This is a genomic window from Pseudalgibacter alginicilyticus (assembly GCF_001310225.1).
Taxonomy (GTDB): domain Bacteria; phylum Bacteroidota; class Bacteroidia; order Flavobacteriales; family Flavobacteriaceae; genus Pseudalgibacter; species Pseudalgibacter alginicilyticus.
Window position 1 is genome coordinate 2,096,406 of sequence record NZ_CP012898.1, and the last position, 17,093, is coordinate 2,113,498.

The 17,093-nt window shown below is 32.7% G+C and carries 15 protein-coding genes; 11 read left to right on the forward strand and 4 right to left on the reverse strand.

Going from position 1 to position 17,093, the window contains the following annotated elements; genetic code table 11:
* Positions 1-4 precede the first annotated feature (4 nt).
* The 3 genes from APS56_RS08795 to APS56_RS08805 form a co-directional block, all read right to left on the reverse strand.
* Positions 5-1,120, reverse strand: coding sequence for a glycosyltransferase family 4 protein (locus APS56_RS08795; protein WP_054727272.1), 1,116 nt, complete (start codon positions 1,118-1,120; stop codon positions 5-7).
* A gap of 95 nt (positions 1,121-1,215) precedes the next feature.
* A complete protein-coding gene (locus tag APS56_RS08800) occupies positions 1,216-3,720 on the reverse strand; it encodes a DUF5686 and carboxypeptidase-like regulatory domain-containing protein (RefSeq protein ID WP_054727274.1) in 2,505 nt (834 codons plus the stop codon).
* A 66-nt stretch (positions 3,721-3,786) separates the two neighbouring features.
* Positions 3,787-4,764 (reverse strand): pyruvate dehydrogenase complex E1 component subunit beta, encoded by a 978-nt coding sequence (locus tag APS56_RS08805; protein WP_054727276.1) that lies wholly within the window; start codon positions 4,762-4,764, stop codon positions 3,787-3,789.
* A gap of 225 nt (positions 4,765-4,989) precedes the next feature.
* Here APS56_RS08805 and APS56_RS08810 point away from each other — a divergent pair, with 225 nt between their 5' ends.
* The 5 genes from APS56_RS08810 to APS56_RS08830 all read left to right on the forward strand — a co-directional run bounded on the left by APS56_RS08810 (position 4,990) and on the right by APS56_RS08830 (position 10,188).
* Positions 4,990-5,736, forward strand: a complete 747-nt coding sequence (locus APS56_RS08810; RefSeq protein WP_054727278.1) for an electron transfer flavoprotein subunit beta/FixA family protein — start codon at positions 4,990-4,992, stop codon at positions 5,734-5,736.
* A 104-nt stretch (positions 5,737-5,840) separates the two neighbouring features.
* A complete protein-coding gene (locus APS56_RS08815) occupies positions 5,841-6,800 on the forward strand; it encodes an electron transfer flavoprotein subunit alpha/FixB family protein (protein WP_054727280.1) in 960 nt (319 codons plus the stop codon).
* 120 nt (positions 6,801-6,920) lie between these two features.
* Complete coding sequence (locus tag APS56_RS08820; protein WP_054727282.1) at positions 6,921-7,535, forward strand: bifunctional nuclease family protein; 615 nt, start codon at positions 6,921-6,923, stop codon at positions 7,533-7,535.
* 12 nt (positions 7,536-7,547) lie between these two features.
* Positions 7,548-9,080, forward strand: coding sequence for a NupC/NupG family nucleoside CNT transporter (locus APS56_RS08825; protein ID WP_236778403.1), 1,533 nt, complete (start codon positions 7,548-7,550; stop codon positions 9,078-9,080).
* A gap of 283 nt (positions 9,081-9,363) precedes the next feature.
* Positions 9,364-10,188 (forward strand): thymidylate synthase, encoded by an 825-nt coding sequence (locus APS56_RS08830; RefSeq protein ID WP_054727284.1) that lies wholly within the window; start codon positions 9,364-9,366, stop codon positions 10,186-10,188.
* Between the two features lie 55 nt (positions 10,189-10,243).
* Here APS56_RS08830 and APS56_RS08835 read toward each other — a convergent pair whose 3' ends face one another.
* Positions 10,244-10,540 carry an isoamylase early set domain-containing protein gene (locus tag APS56_RS08835; protein ID WP_054727286.1) on the reverse strand — a complete coding sequence of 99 codons (297 nt, stop codon included), beginning with the start codon at positions 10,538-10,540 and terminating at the stop codon, positions 10,244-10,246.
* Between the two features lie 277 nt (positions 10,541-10,817).
* On the opposite strand from APS56_RS08835, the gene APS56_RS08840 reads away from it, so the two are divergent.
* The 6 genes from APS56_RS08840 to APS56_RS08865 all read left to right on the forward strand — a co-directional run bounded on the left by APS56_RS08840 (position 10,818) and on the right by APS56_RS08865 (position 17,092).
* Complete coding sequence (locus tag APS56_RS08840) at positions 10,818-11,738, forward strand: dihydrofolate reductase (protein ID WP_054727287.1); 921 nt, start codon at positions 10,818-10,820, stop codon at positions 11,736-11,738.
* Positions 11,739-11,750: 12 nt separating this feature from the next.
* Positions 11,751-13,076: a Kelch repeat-containing protein gene (locus APS56_RS08845; protein WP_082379302.1), complete on the forward strand. Its 1,326-nt coding sequence runs from the start codon at positions 11,751-11,753 to the stop codon at positions 13,074-13,076.
* 48 nt (positions 13,077-13,124) lie between these two features.
* Complete coding sequence (locus APS56_RS08850) at positions 13,125-14,243, forward strand: glycoside hydrolase family 88/105 protein (RefSeq protein WP_054727291.1); 1,119 nt, start codon at positions 13,125-13,127, stop codon at positions 14,241-14,243.
* A 72-nt stretch (positions 14,244-14,315) separates the two neighbouring features.
* Positions 14,316-15,026, forward strand: coding sequence for a DUF4488 domain-containing protein (locus tag APS56_RS08855; RefSeq protein ID WP_054727293.1), 711 nt, complete (start codon positions 14,316-14,318; stop codon positions 15,024-15,026).
* Positions 15,027-15,039: 13 nt separating this feature from the next.
* Positions 15,040-15,483, forward strand: a complete 444-nt coding sequence (locus APS56_RS08860; protein ID WP_054727295.1) for a hypothetical protein — start codon at positions 15,040-15,042, stop codon at positions 15,481-15,483.
* Between the two features lie 52 nt (positions 15,484-15,535).
* Positions 15,536-17,092 (forward strand): NAD(P)/FAD-dependent oxidoreductase, encoded by a 1,557-nt coding sequence (locus tag APS56_RS08865; RefSeq protein WP_054727298.1) that lies wholly within the window; start codon positions 15,536-15,538, stop codon positions 17,090-17,092.
* The last annotated feature ends 1 nt before the right edge of the window (position 17,093 follow it).

Genomic DNA, 17,093 nt, shown 5'->3' on the forward strand with positions numbered 1-17,093 from the left:
AATATTACATTTTTAATATTCTTTCATAAACCTCAATATATTGTTTTGCTGCATTTTCCCAAGTAAATTTTTTCGAATGATTTATATAAGCCTTTACAAAAGTTTCTTTATCTGAATCAAACTCGGCCATGCCCTTATTAAAAATTTCAGCCATGTACTGAGGGTCAAAATTTTCCCAATAAAACGACTTTTCGCCACCTATTTCTGGCAAAGAAGTTTTAGTAGATAAAAAAACAGGTTTCCCAAAAGTCATGGCTTCTAAAACAGGCAAACCAAACCCTTCTCTCAATGAAGGAAATGTAAAAGCAAGACAGTTTTTATAAAAAAATATTTTATCTGACTCTGTAATTCTACCAAGTAAAAACACACGATCCTCAAACTTATACTCCAAAACTTTTTGTGTTAAAAAATCGGCATATTCTGTTTTCATATCTCCTGCAATCACCAAATCAATATCTGGCAAAAATTTCAACATATCAATCAATGTATGAAAATTCTTTTTCTCAACCACCTGACCTATTGAAAATATAAAAGGCTTGTTAGGAATACGATTTGAACACACATTTCCTGAGGTTGAAATCATATTATTTGTTAAAGTATTTCCGTTATATATAACATATTCAGGAATATCAGGCACATTAAAATGTTCGTGTGTACTTTTTTTAGCATATTCAGATATATATACCAAAGCATTACTCCTTTCTATTTTATTTTTGAATTGATTGATTCTAAAATCTAAACGTTCCCCTGATTCTTCCTCCATAAAATTCACATCATGAACAGTTAACAAATAAGGCATATCATCCAAATAGGGCTCTATTTTTGTGTTTTGATTTACAGAGTGCCATAAATCAAATTTTTTCTTAATTCTAAAAAAAGGATATCGTGTTATTTGCCAATATTTATTATAACAAAGGTTTTCTCCTAATTCCTTTTCAGTAACACTATTACTACAATTTAGAATTATTTTATGATCTTCAAGAAACTCTTTTTGCTCACTTAAGGCCTTGGCCAAGTTAAAATTAAATTGCCCAAAACCTGAATATAAATTATTTATATTATGAGTTTCAAGAAAGATACTTTTTAAGGAACAACTATTGGAGCTTCTTAATTTAATCATGAATATTTCTTTAAAAAATGGGTATAGTAATTAATTACAAATATAAAAGATACGTAAAACATAAAATGGTTGCGTTAAATTACAAGCTAATTATACTAAAAGTTAAACCCAAAACTACCAGTAATTCCAAATTTTCGAGCATTCGGATAATTTAAATCATCCTTATAATTACCTCTAAAATTAAAGTCTATTCTAAAAACTTTAAAAATATTACCAACACCAAAACTATATTCCCAATAAGGTTTATGGTTGGGAGCTGTTAGCAAGATATTATTAGGGTTATTAGTTGTACTTAGTGCAATGTTTTCATCCGATATACTCCCCATAACTCCGCGTACACTTACTATTTCACGTAAATTTAGCTTACGAAGCAGCGGAATTCTTGAAAAGAAACGCCCATTAAAATTATGTTCTAAATGAAAAGATGCATAAGTATCCGAAACAAATTCATAGTAATCCAATTGCGAAAAGGTATTGTAAATTGAAAAATAGGATTGATTTCCAGGTATAACACTTAACAGGCCTAATGGTATATCTCCAAAAGTTTTTCCTGCTTCAATAGTAGTGTAGAGTCTTCCAAAACCTCCAATTTGCCATGGTTGTAAATACGAAAATTGCAATTTAGTATAATCAAAATCGCTATCAAAAATACTTTTATCGCCTTTACTTATTTGTGCAAACAAACGTGCAAAATCATCATTAGCTTCTCTACGTTCTACTCCAAACCCTGTCATTTTTCGTTTTGGAAAATAAAATAATGACAAAGTGGTTTCATATTGTTTTATTTCTGAAGCCAGACCCGTTTCAGTATTGTAATCTAAACTAAATGTTGGTGATGCAGATGATAAAGTTCTATAATTGCCCCCCAAGCTAAAAATAAAATTCCTCCAAGGTTCTATTTCTAAAGCAAGCGTGGTTAAATTAACATTCGTTAACTTATCATTTGCTCCAGTACCAATTACAGAGGATGAAGCTAAACTACGCCCTAATACATCTGTACTTGTTGTTAAGCTTGCTCCTGTTTGCTCCACATCACGTCTATTACCTCCAGAAATAATGAAGCGGCTTTTCTTATCTAATAACCACTTTCCTGACATACCATATTTGAATTTATCGTCTTTAAATCCATAAGCAAGAAAACCCTCCAAACGCCACATATCATTTTTCCCAAAATAAGTACGACCACCTGTACGAAGCCTTACACCCTCTACTTCATTATAACCAAAAGTTGAAAATATGGGGCCATAATCTAAAGGTAAGCTATTAAATTCAATATATCCAGAAGCTAAAATACTCCCTAAGTTATACAAATTTTTAAATTTTTTGACAGTCTTTAAAGTATCTAACATTTTATAGACTCCTTTTTCATCTTTATTTAAGGCTTCTAAACGGTTTTCAGACCAAAACTCATCATTCCTATCATATACATCTTTATCATAGTTGTACACCTCTTCTTCATAAAATTTTTTATCCTTTGGAGTATTAAATTTATAATTATTATAAAGTGTGGTTCGCTTACCATAAACCCCTCTTGATTTTTCCTTTTTATTAAAGGCAAAATCAGACATCATATAATCGCGTTTAATAAGAAATAATGAATCGTTTAAAACTTCAAATTCCTGCTCTATATAAATTTCCTTTACCCAATTAATATTAGCACTCTTGGATGCCTGTAGGTTAATTTCCTTGATGGCAAACGTAGTATCAGCCACCCAAAAATCGCCTTTAAAAGTTAATTCATTTGTACGACGTGGGTAATAAATAATATTATAGCACCACTTATTATCAAGATACGTACTGTCTGATAATACATAATTGTAGGTATTGATCCCTGTTCGTGAAATTGGGCTAACAAAATTCTTATCAAAAAAGGTTAAGTAATTATCATATACATCAAAATCTGAATACAAATCATCAACAAAATCAATAATGATTTGATTATCACTAAACCCTGAATTTTTATTACCCTTTAAATCCTCTTTTTCTTTTTTAAATCCATTATCTCCATATACTGTAGAAACGGCTTCATTAATAAATATAGGTAAATAAGTTTTTCCAGTAACATTTGAGGTATCAACTTCATTAAACACAAATTCCATACCTTTAAACAACTTACTTTTTATAAGGGCACTATCAATTGTGTTTATATCAAACTCTACTTTTTCATATTTATCATATTGATACTGATTGAATTGCTTCAGTCCGTTTTGACGCTTATGTTCCCAAATTTTTCGAAGGATATCTATAGCAGGATTGTTTTTTTTTGGTTGTTTTCCAGACACAATCAATACTTGGTTTAATTGCGCTGCTTCTTCTTTTAATACAAACTTCAAATCATAATTCACTCTTTTTTCTAAAGGAATCTGCAAGGTTTCATAGCCAATAAATGAAACCGTTAAGGCCTCCCAAGTGGAATCAGACTCCAAATAAAATTTTCCATTTTCATTGGTAGTAGCTCCTTCAGAAGAACCTTTAAATATAATATTTGCATATGCTACAGGCTCATTGTATTCATCAAATACGTAACCACTAACTTTGGTTTGAGCTACAACAGAAATTATTCCGAAGAAAAAAAATGTATAAAGTAGGTTTAAATTCATAGGACAAAAAAACTTCATCAACAACCAACGTGCTAATGAAGTTTAGATAACGTAAAAATACGTAATTTATTTATATAGTACTTTTTTAACAGCTTTAACCACCTCATCCTTATTAGGTAGCCATTCTTCCATTAATACTGGAGAATAAGCAGCAGGGGTATCAGCTGTATTAATTCTAACAATTGGAGCATCTAAATAATCAAACGCTTCAGCTTGTACAATGTAGGTGATTTCAGTTGACACATTACCAAAAGGCCAAGCTTCTTCCAAAACAACCAATCGGTTGGTTTTCTTAACTGATTTTAAAACAGCTTCTTTATCCAAAGGTCTAACAGTACGCAAATCAATAATTTCACAGGAAATACCTTCTTTTTCTAATTCATCAGCTGCTTTATATGCTTCTTTAATTATTTTTCCAAAAGATACAATGGTTACGTCGGTACCTTCACGCTTAACATCTGCCACTCCTATAGGAAGAATATATTCACCTTCTGGTACTTCACCTTTATCACCATACATTTGTTCACTTTCCATGAAAATAACTGGATCATCATCACGAATAGCTGCTTTTAAAAGACCTTTCGCATCATACGGATTAGAAGGCACAATCACTTTCAAACCTGGGGTATTTGCAAACCAGCTTTCAAAAGCCTGAGAATGTGTTGCTCCTAACTGTCCTGCAGAAGCTGTTGGTCCACGAAAAACAATTGGACATTTGAACTGTCCACCAGACATCTGACGAATTTTTGCAGCATTATTTATAATTTGATCAATACCAACGAGAGAAAAGTTAAAGGTCATATATTCTACAATTGGTCTGTTTCCTGTCATAGTAGAACCCACAGCAATACCAGCAAAACCAAGCTCAGCAATAGGTGTGTCAATTACTCGTTTCGCACCAAATTCGTCTAGCATTCCTTTTGATGCTTTATAGGCACCGTTATACTCTGCTACCTCTTCCCCCATTAAATAAACGCTTTCATCACGGCGCATTTCTTCACTCATGGCTTCGCAAATAGCTTCTCTAAATTGAATTGTCTTCATTGAATATATTTTAAGTCGAGTTGCAAAAATAACAATAAATGCATTAATATTCTTAAAAGTTTTGAGCATATTTACTATGCATGCATAGTAAATATTCGAAATAAAATAATTAACTTCGTAGCCTTTAAAACAATTTTATAGTATTCAATAGTAATTATTCGTATATTTTAGGATTACTTATTGAATTATTTCAAAAATGATTATATTAATTAAAAATACTTTAATATGAAAATATTAGTGTGCATAAGCCATGTTCCTGATACCACTTCTAAAATCAATTTTACTGAAAACAATAGTAAATTTGACAATACTGGTGTACAATTTGTTATAAATCCTAATGATGAATTTGGTCTTACACGAGCCATGTGGTTTAAAGAAAAACAAGGAGCCAACGTTACCGTTGCAAATGTAGGAGGCCCTGAAACAGAACCAACATTACGCAAGGCATTAGCAATTGGTGCTGATGCAGCTATTAGAGTAAATGGCGTAGCTATAGACGGTTTTTACGTAGCCAAACAATTAGCTAAAGTTGTACAAGATGGCAATTATGATTTAATTATTGCCGGTCGTGAATCCATTGACTATAATGGTGGCATGGTACCAGGTATGATTGCAGGATTGATAGATGCCAATTTTATAAATAACTGTATTAGTCTTGAAATTGATGGTGAAAATGCTACTGCTATAAGAGAAATTGACGGAGGTAAGGAAACGGTTTCAACATCATTGCCATTGGTAATTGGTGGTCAAAAAGGTTTGGTAGAAGAGAGTGATTTAAGAATTCCAAATATGCGAGGAATCATGACTGCACGTCAAAAACCTTTAACTGTTATAGAACCTTTAACAACAGATGCTCAAAGCACTTCCATTTCATTTGAAAAGCCAGCTCCTAAAGGTGCTGTTAAATTAGTATCTCCAGACAATTTAGATGAATTAATAAATTTACTTCACAACGAAGCAAAAGTAATTTAACAACAAATTTAATTATCCTGGATTGTTTTCAGAATTTTTTTGAAGTTAGAGGAAAGAATAACAAAATTATCCGCATTTGTGGAAATGAAAAAAAGAAATAATTTATGTCAGTTTTAGTATATACAGAATCAGAAAACGGTACGTTAAAAAAAGTAGCTTTTGAGGTAGCTTCTTACGCCAAAGCTGTTGCTAACCAATTAGGTACTACAGTAACCGCAATAGCTATCAATACAAACAGCACGTCTGAATTAGAAAAATATGGTGTTGATAAAGTTTTAAGCATCACTAATTCGTCTTTAGATACATTTAATGCCAAGAGCTATGCTGCCGCTGTTAAAGAAGCCGCAGATAAAGAAAACTCAAAAGTAGTGGTGATTAGCTCAAGTATTAACAGTAAATACTTAGCTCCATTATTGTCGGTAGGATTAAATGCGGGGTATGCATCCAATGTTGTTGAAGCTCCTATAAGTACAGCTCCGTTTAAAGTAAAACGCACTGCATTTACCAATAAAGCTTTTGAAATAACACAAATTGAAACCGAAATTAAATTAATCGGTGTTTCCAAAAATGCTTTTGGTTTGATTGAGGAAAACGGTAGTGGAGCAGTTGAAGATTTTTCACCATCTATTCCAGAGTTAGGAATTACAAGTAAATCTATAAATAAAGCAAGTAATAAAGTATCTATTGCTGACGCGGAAATTGTAGTTTCTGGCGGACGTGGATTAAAAGGTCCAGAAAATTGGGGGATTATTGAAGAACTTGCTGACGTTTTAGGTGCAGCTACTGCGTGTTCCAAACCTGTATCCGATTTAGGGTGGAGACCGCATAGTGAGCACGTAGGCCAAACAGGAAAACCTGTTGCTTCAAATTTATATATTGCTATTGGAATTTCTGGAGCTATCCAACATTTGGCAGGTATTAATGCTTCCAAAGTAAAAGTTGTTATTAATACTGACCCAGAAGCTCCTTTCTTTAAAGCAGCAGATTATGGGGTTGTTGGCGATGCCTTTGAGGTAGTACCTCAACTTATAGAAAAATTAAAAGCTTTTAAAGCACAAGAATAAATTTATTTTTTATAAATTGTATTATCAAAAAGGGCTGTTTAAATTGATTTTTATGCTGAATTCTGTTTCTTTCAGTTTGGTAAAGTCTAAATTTAAACAGTTCTTTGCGTTTTCAAATTTATGAGCTTAGTAAGACTAAATATAAAAGGCATATCATACAGCCAAACACAAAATGGAGCCTATGCGCTTATTTTGAATGAAGTGGATGGCGAGCGTAAACTTCCTATTGTTATTGGCGCTTTTGAAGCACAATCTATAGCCATAGCTTTAGAAAAAGAAATTAGCCCTCCAAGGCCTTTAACTCACGATTTATTTAAAAATTTTGCAGACCGATTTGATATTGTAGTAAAGCAAGTGATTATCCACAAATTAGTTGATGGTGTTTTTTATTCTAGTTTAATTTGCGAACGCGATAAAATTGAAGAAATTATTGATGCTAGAACGAGTGATGCCATAGCTTTAGCTCTACGTTTTCAAGCACCTATTTTTACTTATAAAAACATTTTAGATAAGGCTGGTATTTACTTAAAAGTAGATAGAAAAAAAGAAGAAGAATCTGAACAAGATAGTGTTTTAGTAGACGATCTTTTAGCTGACGAAATGGAACCTGCTACTCCAAAAGAAAACTATAAATCTAAAAGTATTGAAGAACTCCACAATCTATTAAATGAAGCAGTTGCTAATGAAGATTATGAAAAAGCTGCCAACATTCGTGATGAAATCTCTAAACGCTAAAAAAAAGATCAAATGAAACAGTGCCTACTAATATTTTCTACTGTTTTATTATTGTTTTATACCCCCTTACCAGCTCAAGATTCCTTAAAAATAGGACTTTCAAATAACGCAGAAACAGAACTATCATCAGAAGATTCTAATACATCTTTAGCACTAAATGAGTCTCAACTACAATCACAAGACATTCCTGACGCCAACAATGAAACCACATTAGTTGTACACAGCACAATTGTTCCAAGTCAAGGTTTTTCCTTAAACAGCTTATGGCGAGGTACGTTAGGCATGCTATCATTAATATTCATTGCTTTTCTTTTTAGTAGCAATAGAAAAGCAATTGATTGGAAAATTGTAGGTATTGGTTTAGCTTTTCAATTATTAATTGCTATTGGCGTTTTAAAGGTTGATTTTATAAAAAATATCTTTGAATTTGTGGGAGGTCTTTTTGTAAGTGTTTTAGATTTTACAAGAGCCGGAAGTAAATTTTTATTTGAAGGATTAGTTGTTGATATGGATACTTTCGGATACATATTTGCTTTCCAAGTGTTACCAACTATAATATTCTTTTCTGCTTTAACTTCTGTATTATTTTATTTAGGTATTATTCAAAAAGTTGTTCAAGGGATGGCTTGGTTGCTATCTAAATCACTAAAAATTTCGGGAGCAGAAAGTTTAAGTGTTGCTGGAAATATATTTTTAGGGCAAACCGAAGCACCTCTTTTAATAAAAGCTTATTTGGAAAAAATGAATAAATCCGAAATGCTTTTAGTGATGATTGGAGGCATGGCTACAGTCGCTGGAGCTGTTTTAGCAGCTTATATAGGCTTTTTAGGAGGCGACGATGCAAACTTAAGACTATTATATGCTAAACATTTATTAGCTGCATCAGTTATGGCAGCCCCTGGCGCCATTGTCATTTCAAAAATATTATTCCCACAGACCGAGAAAGTAAACACCGATGTTTCTGTTTCTGAAGATAAAATTGGTTCAAATTTTTTAGACGCCATTGCTAATGGTACTACTGAAGGCTTAAAACTTGCTGTAAATGTTGGTGCTATGCTGTTAGTATTTGTTGCTTTTATAGCTATGTTTAATGGTATTTTGGGTTGGATTGGCGATGTGTCAGCAATGAATGAATGGATAGCCGATAATACAGCTTATAAAAACTTATCACTTGAACTTATTTTAGGCTATGCCTTTGCTCCTTTAATGTGGCTCATTGGTGTTGCAAAAGAGGATATGGCGTTAATGGGACAGCTTTTAGGAATTAAATTAGCTGCAAGTGAGTTTATAGGTTACATTCAACTTCGAGATTTAAAAGATGCTTCAAACCTCATTCATCTTAATTATGAAAAATCAGTCATCATGGCAACCTATATGCTTTGTGGTTTTGCAAATTTTGCATCCATTGGTATCCAAATTGGAGGCATTGGATCTTTAGCACCAAAACAACGTAAAACTTTATCTAAATTTGGGATGAAAGCTTTAATTGGCGGTACAATAGCCTCTTTAATTTCAGCAACCATTGCAGGAATGGTTATCGGGTAATAAAACTAAAATTCTATTAGATAATAAATCATCTTTCACCTTTATGCTTCTTCAATTGATAATATTTTTAAGCTTATTGCAAATCATTTATACTATTTAAAATCCCCTATTAAAAAGTTTGAAATCGTTAATAACTTTTAATATTATCCTTTAACACATCAAATAATTGCTTTAGTTTTTATTTAATTTCGTTTCCACAAATTATATTATAATTACAGCTTATTTTTATTAATTATAAGATTCTTTTCAAGCTTATCATGTTTAGAGTCAGAAGCCAGGAAATATGAAACAATATCACGACTTAGTAAAACACGTACTAAAAAACGGTAATGAAAAAGGAGATAGAACAGGTACCGGAACAAAAAGTGTGTTTGGTTATCAAATGCGTTTTGATTTAAGTGAAGGTTTCCCCATGGTAACCACAAAAAAACTTCACCTTAAGTCCATAGTTTATGAACTACTTTGGTTTTTAAAAGGTGATACTAATATCAAATACCTTAATGACAACGGTGTTCGTATTTGGAACGAATGGGCGGACAAAAATGGGGATTTAGGACCTGTTTATGGCCATCAATGGCGTAATTGGAATAATGATGAAATTGACCAAATAAAAGAAATTGTTAATACCCTAAAAAAGAACCCAAACAGTAGAAGAATGCTGGTTTCTGCATGGAATCCATCTGTTTTACCAGACACTTCAAAGTCTTTTAACGAAAATGTTGCCAATGGCAAGGCTGCTTTGCCACCATGCCACGCCTTTTTTCAATTTTATGTGGCAAATGGAAAATTATCATGCCAGCTTTATCAACGCAGTGCTGATATATTTTTAGGAGTACCTTTTAACATTGCTTCTTATGCTTTATTCACTATGATGATGGCTCAAGTTTGTGGCTATGAAGCAGGTGAATTTATACATACATTTGGAGATGCTCATATTTACAGCAACCACTTTGATCAGTTGAAATTACAACTTTCAAGAGAATTAAGACCATTGCCTAAAATGATACTCAATCCTAAAATTAAAGATATTTTTGACTTTACTTTTGATGATTTTACTTTAGAAGATTATAATCCGCACCCACACATTAAGGGGGTTGTAGCTATATAAAAAAGTGCTTACAAAACTGTAAGCACTTTTCTAAGTTTTTATGATTATATACTAATTACAAGTTCAATAAACCGTTTTCTGCACCAGCAAAATCATTCCATGCATAGTCATCTGCAGCTTCATCATTTTTGTAGATACCATCAACAATATATTTAAATTCATAAGAGTTCCCTGTTTCTAAATCAACAGTCCCTTTAAAATTACCATTCTTCAATTTTTTAAGAGGTAGTTTTTTTTCATTCCATTCGTTAAAAGAGCCAACAACAGAAACTTTTTTTGCATCTTCTGCAGGTATTGAAAAAGTAACTTTACATACTGGCTTGGTTTTTAAAAATTGTTTAGTAATTGCCATAATATTAATTTTTTGTGTGTTATTTAACGCAAAAATATGAAAGAATAATTGACGTATAGTTATTTTAATACTGCTAAAGACTAAGAATTATCAATTTAATAATATTGCTTCTTATTACTCTTAAAGTATTCAAAATTACCATTCAATATTTACAATATTAACATCAAAAAAATCTTTTTTTACTGACAATCAGGCTTTTCGATTAATTAGATAATATTATAAAAAAAACAATAACTCGCTAAAAAATATTTAACTTTACATTCCTATTTTTAAAAATATGTTCGGAAAAAAGAAACTACCCCCCCAAATAGATAAAGACCAATTAGAGTTAATTCAAAATGCTCAAAAACGTATTAAACAAAAAAAGCGTTTATATGCCCATTTTGTAATTTTTTTACTTGGTGCTGTTTTTTTAATTCTTGCCAATACGGTTTTGGGTATTGGTCAAGACATCACTTTTTTTGGAAAAGAATGGTTTTTATTCGCTATACTAATTTGGTCATTCTTTTTTATATATCATCTATTTAATGTATTTATTACTCATAAATTTATGGGTAAAGACTGGGAACAGAAACAGCTTGATAAATTAGTCGCTAAACAAAAAGAACGCATTGATATCTTGAAAAAAAACCTTTCTAAAGAAGAAATCGGCCAAGCAAAAAATGAGGTTTTAAAAGAACAGAAATCAAAAGCTCTTAAACTTAATAAATCAAACCTTACTATAATAGTTGCGGCCGCAAAAAACGATGCTATTGGTAAAGACAATAAACTAATCTGGCACTTGAGTGACGATTTAAAACGTTTTAAAAACCTCACCAATGGGCATCATATTATTATGGGGCGAAAAACTTTTGAAAGTTTTCCACAACCGCTTCCTAACAGAACTCATGTTGTTATTACTCGTCAACAAAATTATCAGGTGCCGAACGGTGTGATTGTGGTTAATAATTTGGAAGATGCTATTGATGCTTCAAAAAACGATTCACAACCCTTTATTATTGGTGGGGGCGAAATTTACAAACAAGCTATGACTGTTGCTAACAAAATTGAATTAACTAGAGTCCATAATGATTTTGAAGCCGATACCTTTTTTCCAGAAATAGACCCTTCTGCATGGGAAGAAGTTAGCAACACATACCATGAAAAAGATGAAAACCATAAGTACGATTTCTCTTTTATTACATATCTAAAAAAGTAAATTAGGTCTGCTATGAAACCTAAATTCTTCTTATATCTATTTTTATCTTTTACGCTTGTGGCTTCATGTCAAAAAAAGAAAAACCATACAAAAGACGCTATAGAAACAGAAGCTATTTGGATTAATATGGACGAGGATGAAAACTATACTGCGCGTCATGAATGTTCTTTTGTACAAGCTGGAGACCAGTTTATTATGTTTGGCGGCAGAGAATCTGCAAAGCAATTAGATTTATATCATTTCAAAAAAAACACGTGGAGCCAAACTAAAAATACAGCTCCTAAAGAGTTTAATCATTTTCAAGCCACATTTTATAAAGGTTTTGTTTGGGTAATTGGAGCATTTAAAACTAATAATTTCCCAAAAGAAATTCCAGAGGACAATATCTGGTTATACCACCCTCCTACGGACACATGGATTCAAGGACCTGAAATTCCAGAAAACAGACGCCGAGGCGGTGCTGGTTTGGTTGTTTATAATGATAAATTCTATCTTATAGGAGGAAATACTATTGGCCACAATGGTGGGTATGTTAATTGGTTTGACGAATACGACCCTAAAAAAAATACATGGACTGTATTGGAAAATGCCCCACAAGCTAGAGATCACTTTAGTGCTGCTATAATAAAGAATGTTTTATATGCGGCTGGTGGCAGACATTCTGGTGGTGAAGGTGGCGTTTTTGCCCCACTAATTGACAAAGTTGATGTATATAATTTTGCAACTAAAGAATGGACAACCCTTCCAGATCCGTTACCAACACCAAGAGCAGCTGCTAGTGTAGCGGTTTTTAATAATGAATTATTAGTTATAGGTGGAGAAGGCAAAGTGAAAGGCCCTGCTTACAAACTGGTAGAAGCTTATAGTCCAAATACAAAACAATGGACTCAAAAAAAAGATATGAATCATCCAAGACATGGCACCCAAGCTATTGTTTCAGGAAACGGTATTTATATTGCAGCTGGTTCGCCAAACCGAGGGGGAGGTAGACAATTAAATATGGAGGTTTATAATGAAGATTCTGCAGATGGAACTCCCATTATCACCTCAAACCTTGAAACCCCTAAGTTAGTTTCAATAAAACAAGGGGATACTAAAAATTTCATTATTAAAAATACAAATGGAAATAGTGCTAGTTTTATAAATAGTGTAAAGCTTACAGGTTCTGAGGCTAACAGTTTTAAAATAAAAACAAACTTCAATCTTACACTATTAAACGCCAATAGTGAACTAAATATGGAAATATCTCATTTGGGTAAAAATTCAAACGAAACTGCTTTTTTACAAATAATTTATAACAATAATATTGAAAAAAACATCAAACTTATCAGCAATTAATTAAACTCAAATTTACCTTAAAAAACATCAATTAAATTATATAAAAGCATGAAAAATTTAAAAACATTTATTACTGGATTAATAGCCTTATTAGTTTTAAATATTTCTCAAGCCCAAGAAATTAAGCCTTCCGAAGTTAAAAAAGTAATGAAACGAGTTGCTGATTGGCAAATTGAACATTTTCGGGATACTTACAGCAATAAAAAAGAACCACACCACCCCTTAGATTGGACCAATGGCGCCTTATACACAGGCATGATAAAGTGGGCAGCTATGGCTGATGACGATACGTATTATAATTGGTTAAAACATATAGGAGAAACAAACAACTGGAATTTATATAAACGAAAGTATCATGCAGATGATCACACTGTAGGCCAAATGTATATTGAATTATACAGAAAATATGGGGATGAAAAAATGATTAAACCAACAAAAGAACAGTTTGAGTTTATTTTATATCACCCTTCAATATCTGTTCTTAATTGGAAAACCCCTTACGCGCAAGACAGATGGAACTGGTGTGATGCCTTATTTATGTCGCCTCCTGTTTGGGCACAACTTTATAATTTAACAGGCGAAAAAAAATATCTCGATTTTATGATGGCAGAATTCAAAGCAAGTACAAATTTTTTATTTGATAAAAAAGAAAATCTATACTATCGTGATGAACGCTATTTTGACAGGTTAGATAACGATTTAAAAATATTTTGGTCCAGAGGTAATGGCTGGGTATTTGGAGGTTTAGTCAATATCATGAATGAACTAAATCAAAACACAAAAGAATACAAGTACTTTTTAAACATTTATAAAAAAATGGCAAAGAAAATTCTTGAACTTCAAACCCCAGAAGGTCATTGGGCCATGAGTTTATTACAACAAGATTTTTACCCAACACCAGAAACTAGTGGGTCTTCTTTTTTCGTGTTTGGCTTAGCATGGGGCATCAATAATAATATTTTAAACAAAGACACTTATTTGCCCGCCGTACAAAAAGGATGGCATACTTTGGTTAGTCATGTAACTGATGATGGTATGTTAGGGTATGTACAACCTATTGGTGCCGAACCAGGAAAAGCTTGGGCAGACAAAACAGAAGTTTATGGCACAGGTGCTTTTTTAAGTGCTGGTTCTGAGGTTTATAAACTTTACAACAACAGACAATAGACTTGAAATTCTGAATATTTTCAACTATCTTCACTTTGTTTTTTAAGTTTAATTAACTAAAATCTCATAGCTATGAAAAAGATACTATTATTCCTTACTTGTTTGTACTTTTCAATCGGAATGCAAGCACAAAGCCTAATAGGGGCTTGGGAAAGTCTGCATATTTCAAAAAACAACACCCCCCTTAAAAGCATTATTATTTTTACTGATGGATATCATGCAACCTCCACCTACAATTCAAAAACAGGCGAATTTATAAGTACCAGTGGCGGTAGTTGGAAATTGAAAGAAAATATTTTAACAGGCAAAATTGAATTCAGCACTAATACCCCTGAACTTATAGGAAAAGAGTTAAACTTAAAAATAACGCTAAACAATTCCGAAATGGAAATAGTTGACAGCGATATTACGTATAAAAAAATAGATGATGGCACTCCTGGAAAACTTAAAGGAGCTTGGCTCATGTCCGGCAGGGTAAGAAATGGCGAAACACAATTGAGGAACACAAGTGGCCCAAGAAAAACCATGAAAATATTGTCTGGAACACGTTTTCAATGGATTGCTTACAATACTGAAACAAAACAATTTATGGGAACAGGTGGTGGCACTTACACAACTATTGATGGAACATACACAGAAAACATCGAATTCTTTTCAAAAGATGATTCAAGAGTAGGTGCGAGCCTAAAATTTGATTTTAAATTAGATAAAGGCGATTGGCATCACTCAGGCTTTTCTAGTAAAGGAGACCCTCTTCATGAAATATGGAGTTTAAGGAAATAATTGTTGATGATTATTGAAAACAAACTACCTCATACTAATTATTTTAATCGTAGGATTTTATTCTTGTAAACCTGACAAAAAATACTCTGATTATAACAAAAATGACTTTTATGAAGTTCAAGGAATAATTAAATCTGCAAATCCAACGAGTTATCCTTTTGACCACTCTATAGCTAAAAATGTTAGTTTTATTTATTTTTTAGACCGGCCAAACCCCAAAAAAGGTATTGAAAAAAACCTTGAAATGTTTGAAGCACAAAAAGATTACCCATTAATTGTTTTAGTTCACAAAAATGACGAAGACATAAGTTTTTATGGAAGCGTTGGAATACTAAAAAATTTAAATATTAAGGAAAAGGAGTTTCTCTATAAACACTTTCAAACTCAAATGGAAAAATTTAAAAAAGAAACACCTGATAATATCTATAATGCACTAATCAAAGACTCCATTAAATAAAAACAAAAAAATCTTTTCAAACTCCTATTTCAAATTTACCTAATTTTGCCATATGGTAAAAGACATTCAACTTCGCATTACGCTTAAAGAAGAAGAAATTAGCGACATCCTAATAATAAAATCGGCTCATGCCTTAAATATCGATAAAGAAGATATTTCTGGTATTAAAGTATTGCGAAAATCAATTGATGCTAGAAAACCAAAAATCATCTTTAATTATAAAGTCGCTGTTTATATTCGTGAATCTTTACCTAAAACATCAGAATACCAATTTGATTATAAAGATATATCAAAAGCCAAACCCATTCATATTATAGGCTTTGGTCCAGCAGGCATGTATGCCGCATTACGTTGCATCGAACTCGGTTTTAAACCCATAGTTTTAGAACGTGGCAAAAATGTTAAAGATCGTAGACGTGATTTAAAAGCAATTAATCAAGACCATTTTGTTAATGAAGATTCCAATTATTGTTTTGGAGAAGGTGGTGCAGGCACCTATAGCGACGGCAAGTTGTACACCCGAAGTTTAAAACGTGGTGATGTTCGCAGAATATTCGAAAACTTAGTATTTCATGGCGCAACCGACCAAATTTTAGTAGATGCACACCCTCATATCGGCACAAACAAACTCCCGAAAGTAGTTCAAAATATTCGGGAAACCATATTAAAATTTGGTGGCGAAATTCATTTTGAAACACGGGTTTCAGATTTCACCATAAAAAACAATCAAATAAAAGCCATACAATTTCAAAATGGCGAAGAAATGGCTGTTGAAAAAGTCATTTTAGCAACAGGACATTCAGCTCGGGATATTTTTTATCTGCTTCACAAAAAACACATTGTATTAGAAGCCAAATCATTTGCTATGGGTGTTCGTGTGGAGCACCCACAACATATCATAGACTCTATTCAATACCATTGTAGTGGAGAGCGTCATGAATTACTACCCGCAGCTTCCTATAGTTTGGTTCAACAAGTTAACAACAGAGGCGTCTATTCTTTTTGTATGTGCCCTGGTGGATTTATTGTCCCTGCCGCTACAGATAATGGCGAAGTGGTTGTAAATGGCATGTCACCTTCCAAACGAAACAACCTATTTGCCAATTCAGGTATTGTGGTTGAAATAAATGCTGATATCGATTTACATAAATATGAAAAGTTTGGTGTTTTAAAAGGTCTTGAATATCAAAAAAACTTAGAAAAATTGGCTTTTACAGCCGGTGGGCGCAGTCAAGTAGCTCCCGCCCAACGCTTAACTGACTTTGTAGAAGGTAAATTATCAAATGATTTGAATCCAACCTCGTACCAACCTGGATTGAATTCGGCGCCTTTACATTCACTACTACCTAAATTAATTGGTAGCAGATTACGAAAAGGCTTTGAAGCATTCGGCCAAAAAATGAAAGGCTATTATACAGAAGAAGCCAATATTGTAGGGGTAGAATCTAGAACTTCATCGCCTGTTAGCATTCCTAGAAATGAACACTTGGCGCATCCTCAAATTTCAAATTTATATCCTTGTGGCGAAGGTGGTGGTTACGCAGGCGGCATTGTATCTGCAGCTATGGATGGTGAACGCTGTGCTGAAGCGGCCTCACAAAATTTATAAT

Excerpts from the sequence above, each read along its gene's own strand:
- APS56_RS08795 (WP_054727272.1), bottom strand. The coding sequence starts at position 1,120 with ATGATTAAATTAAGAAGCTCCAATAGTTGTTCCTTAAAAAGTATCTTT.
- APS56_RS08800 (WP_054727274.1), bottom strand. The coding sequence starts at position 3,720 with ATGAATTTAAACCTACTTTATACATTTTTTTTCTTCGGAATAATTTCT.
- APS56_RS08805 (WP_054727276.1), bottom strand. The coding sequence starts at position 4,764 with ATGAAGACAATTCAATTTAGAGAAGCTATTTGCGAAGCCATGAGTGAA.
- APS56_RS08810 (WP_054727278.1), top strand. The coding sequence starts at position 4,990 with ATGAAAATATTAGTGTGCATAAGCCATGTTCCTGATACCACTTCTAAA.
- APS56_RS08815 (WP_054727280.1), top strand. The coding sequence starts at position 5,841 with ATGTCAGTTTTAGTATATACAGAATCAGAAAACGGTACGTTAAAAAAA.
- APS56_RS08820 (WP_054727282.1), top strand. The coding sequence starts at position 6,921 with ATGAGCTTAGTAAGACTAAATATAAAAGGCATATCATACAGCCAAACA.
- APS56_RS08825 (WP_236778403.1), top strand. The coding sequence starts at position 7,548 with ATGAAACAGTGCCTACTAATATTTTCTACTGTTTTATTATTGTTTTAT.
- APS56_RS08830 (WP_054727284.1), top strand. The coding sequence starts at position 9,364 with ATGAAACAATATCACGACTTAGTAAAACACGTACTAAAAAACGGTAAT.
- APS56_RS08835 (WP_054727286.1), bottom strand. The coding sequence starts at position 10,540 with ATGGCAATTACTAAACAATTTTTAAAAACCAAGCCAGTATGTAAAGTT.
- APS56_RS08840 (WP_054727287.1), top strand. The coding sequence starts at position 10,818 with ATGTTCGGAAAAAAGAAACTACCCCCCCAAATAGATAAAGACCAATTA.
- APS56_RS08845 (WP_082379302.1), top strand. The coding sequence starts at position 11,751 with ATGAAACCTAAATTCTTCTTATATCTATTTTTATCTTTTACGCTTGTG.
- APS56_RS08850 (WP_054727291.1), top strand. The coding sequence starts at position 13,125 with ATGAAAAATTTAAAAACATTTATTACTGGATTAATAGCCTTATTAGTT.
- APS56_RS08855 (WP_054727293.1), top strand. The coding sequence starts at position 14,316 with ATGAAAAAGATACTATTATTCCTTACTTGTTTGTACTTTTCAATCGGA.
- APS56_RS08865 (WP_054727298.1), top strand. The coding sequence starts at position 15,536 with ATGGTAAAAGACATTCAACTTCGCATTACGCTTAAAGAAGAAGAAATT.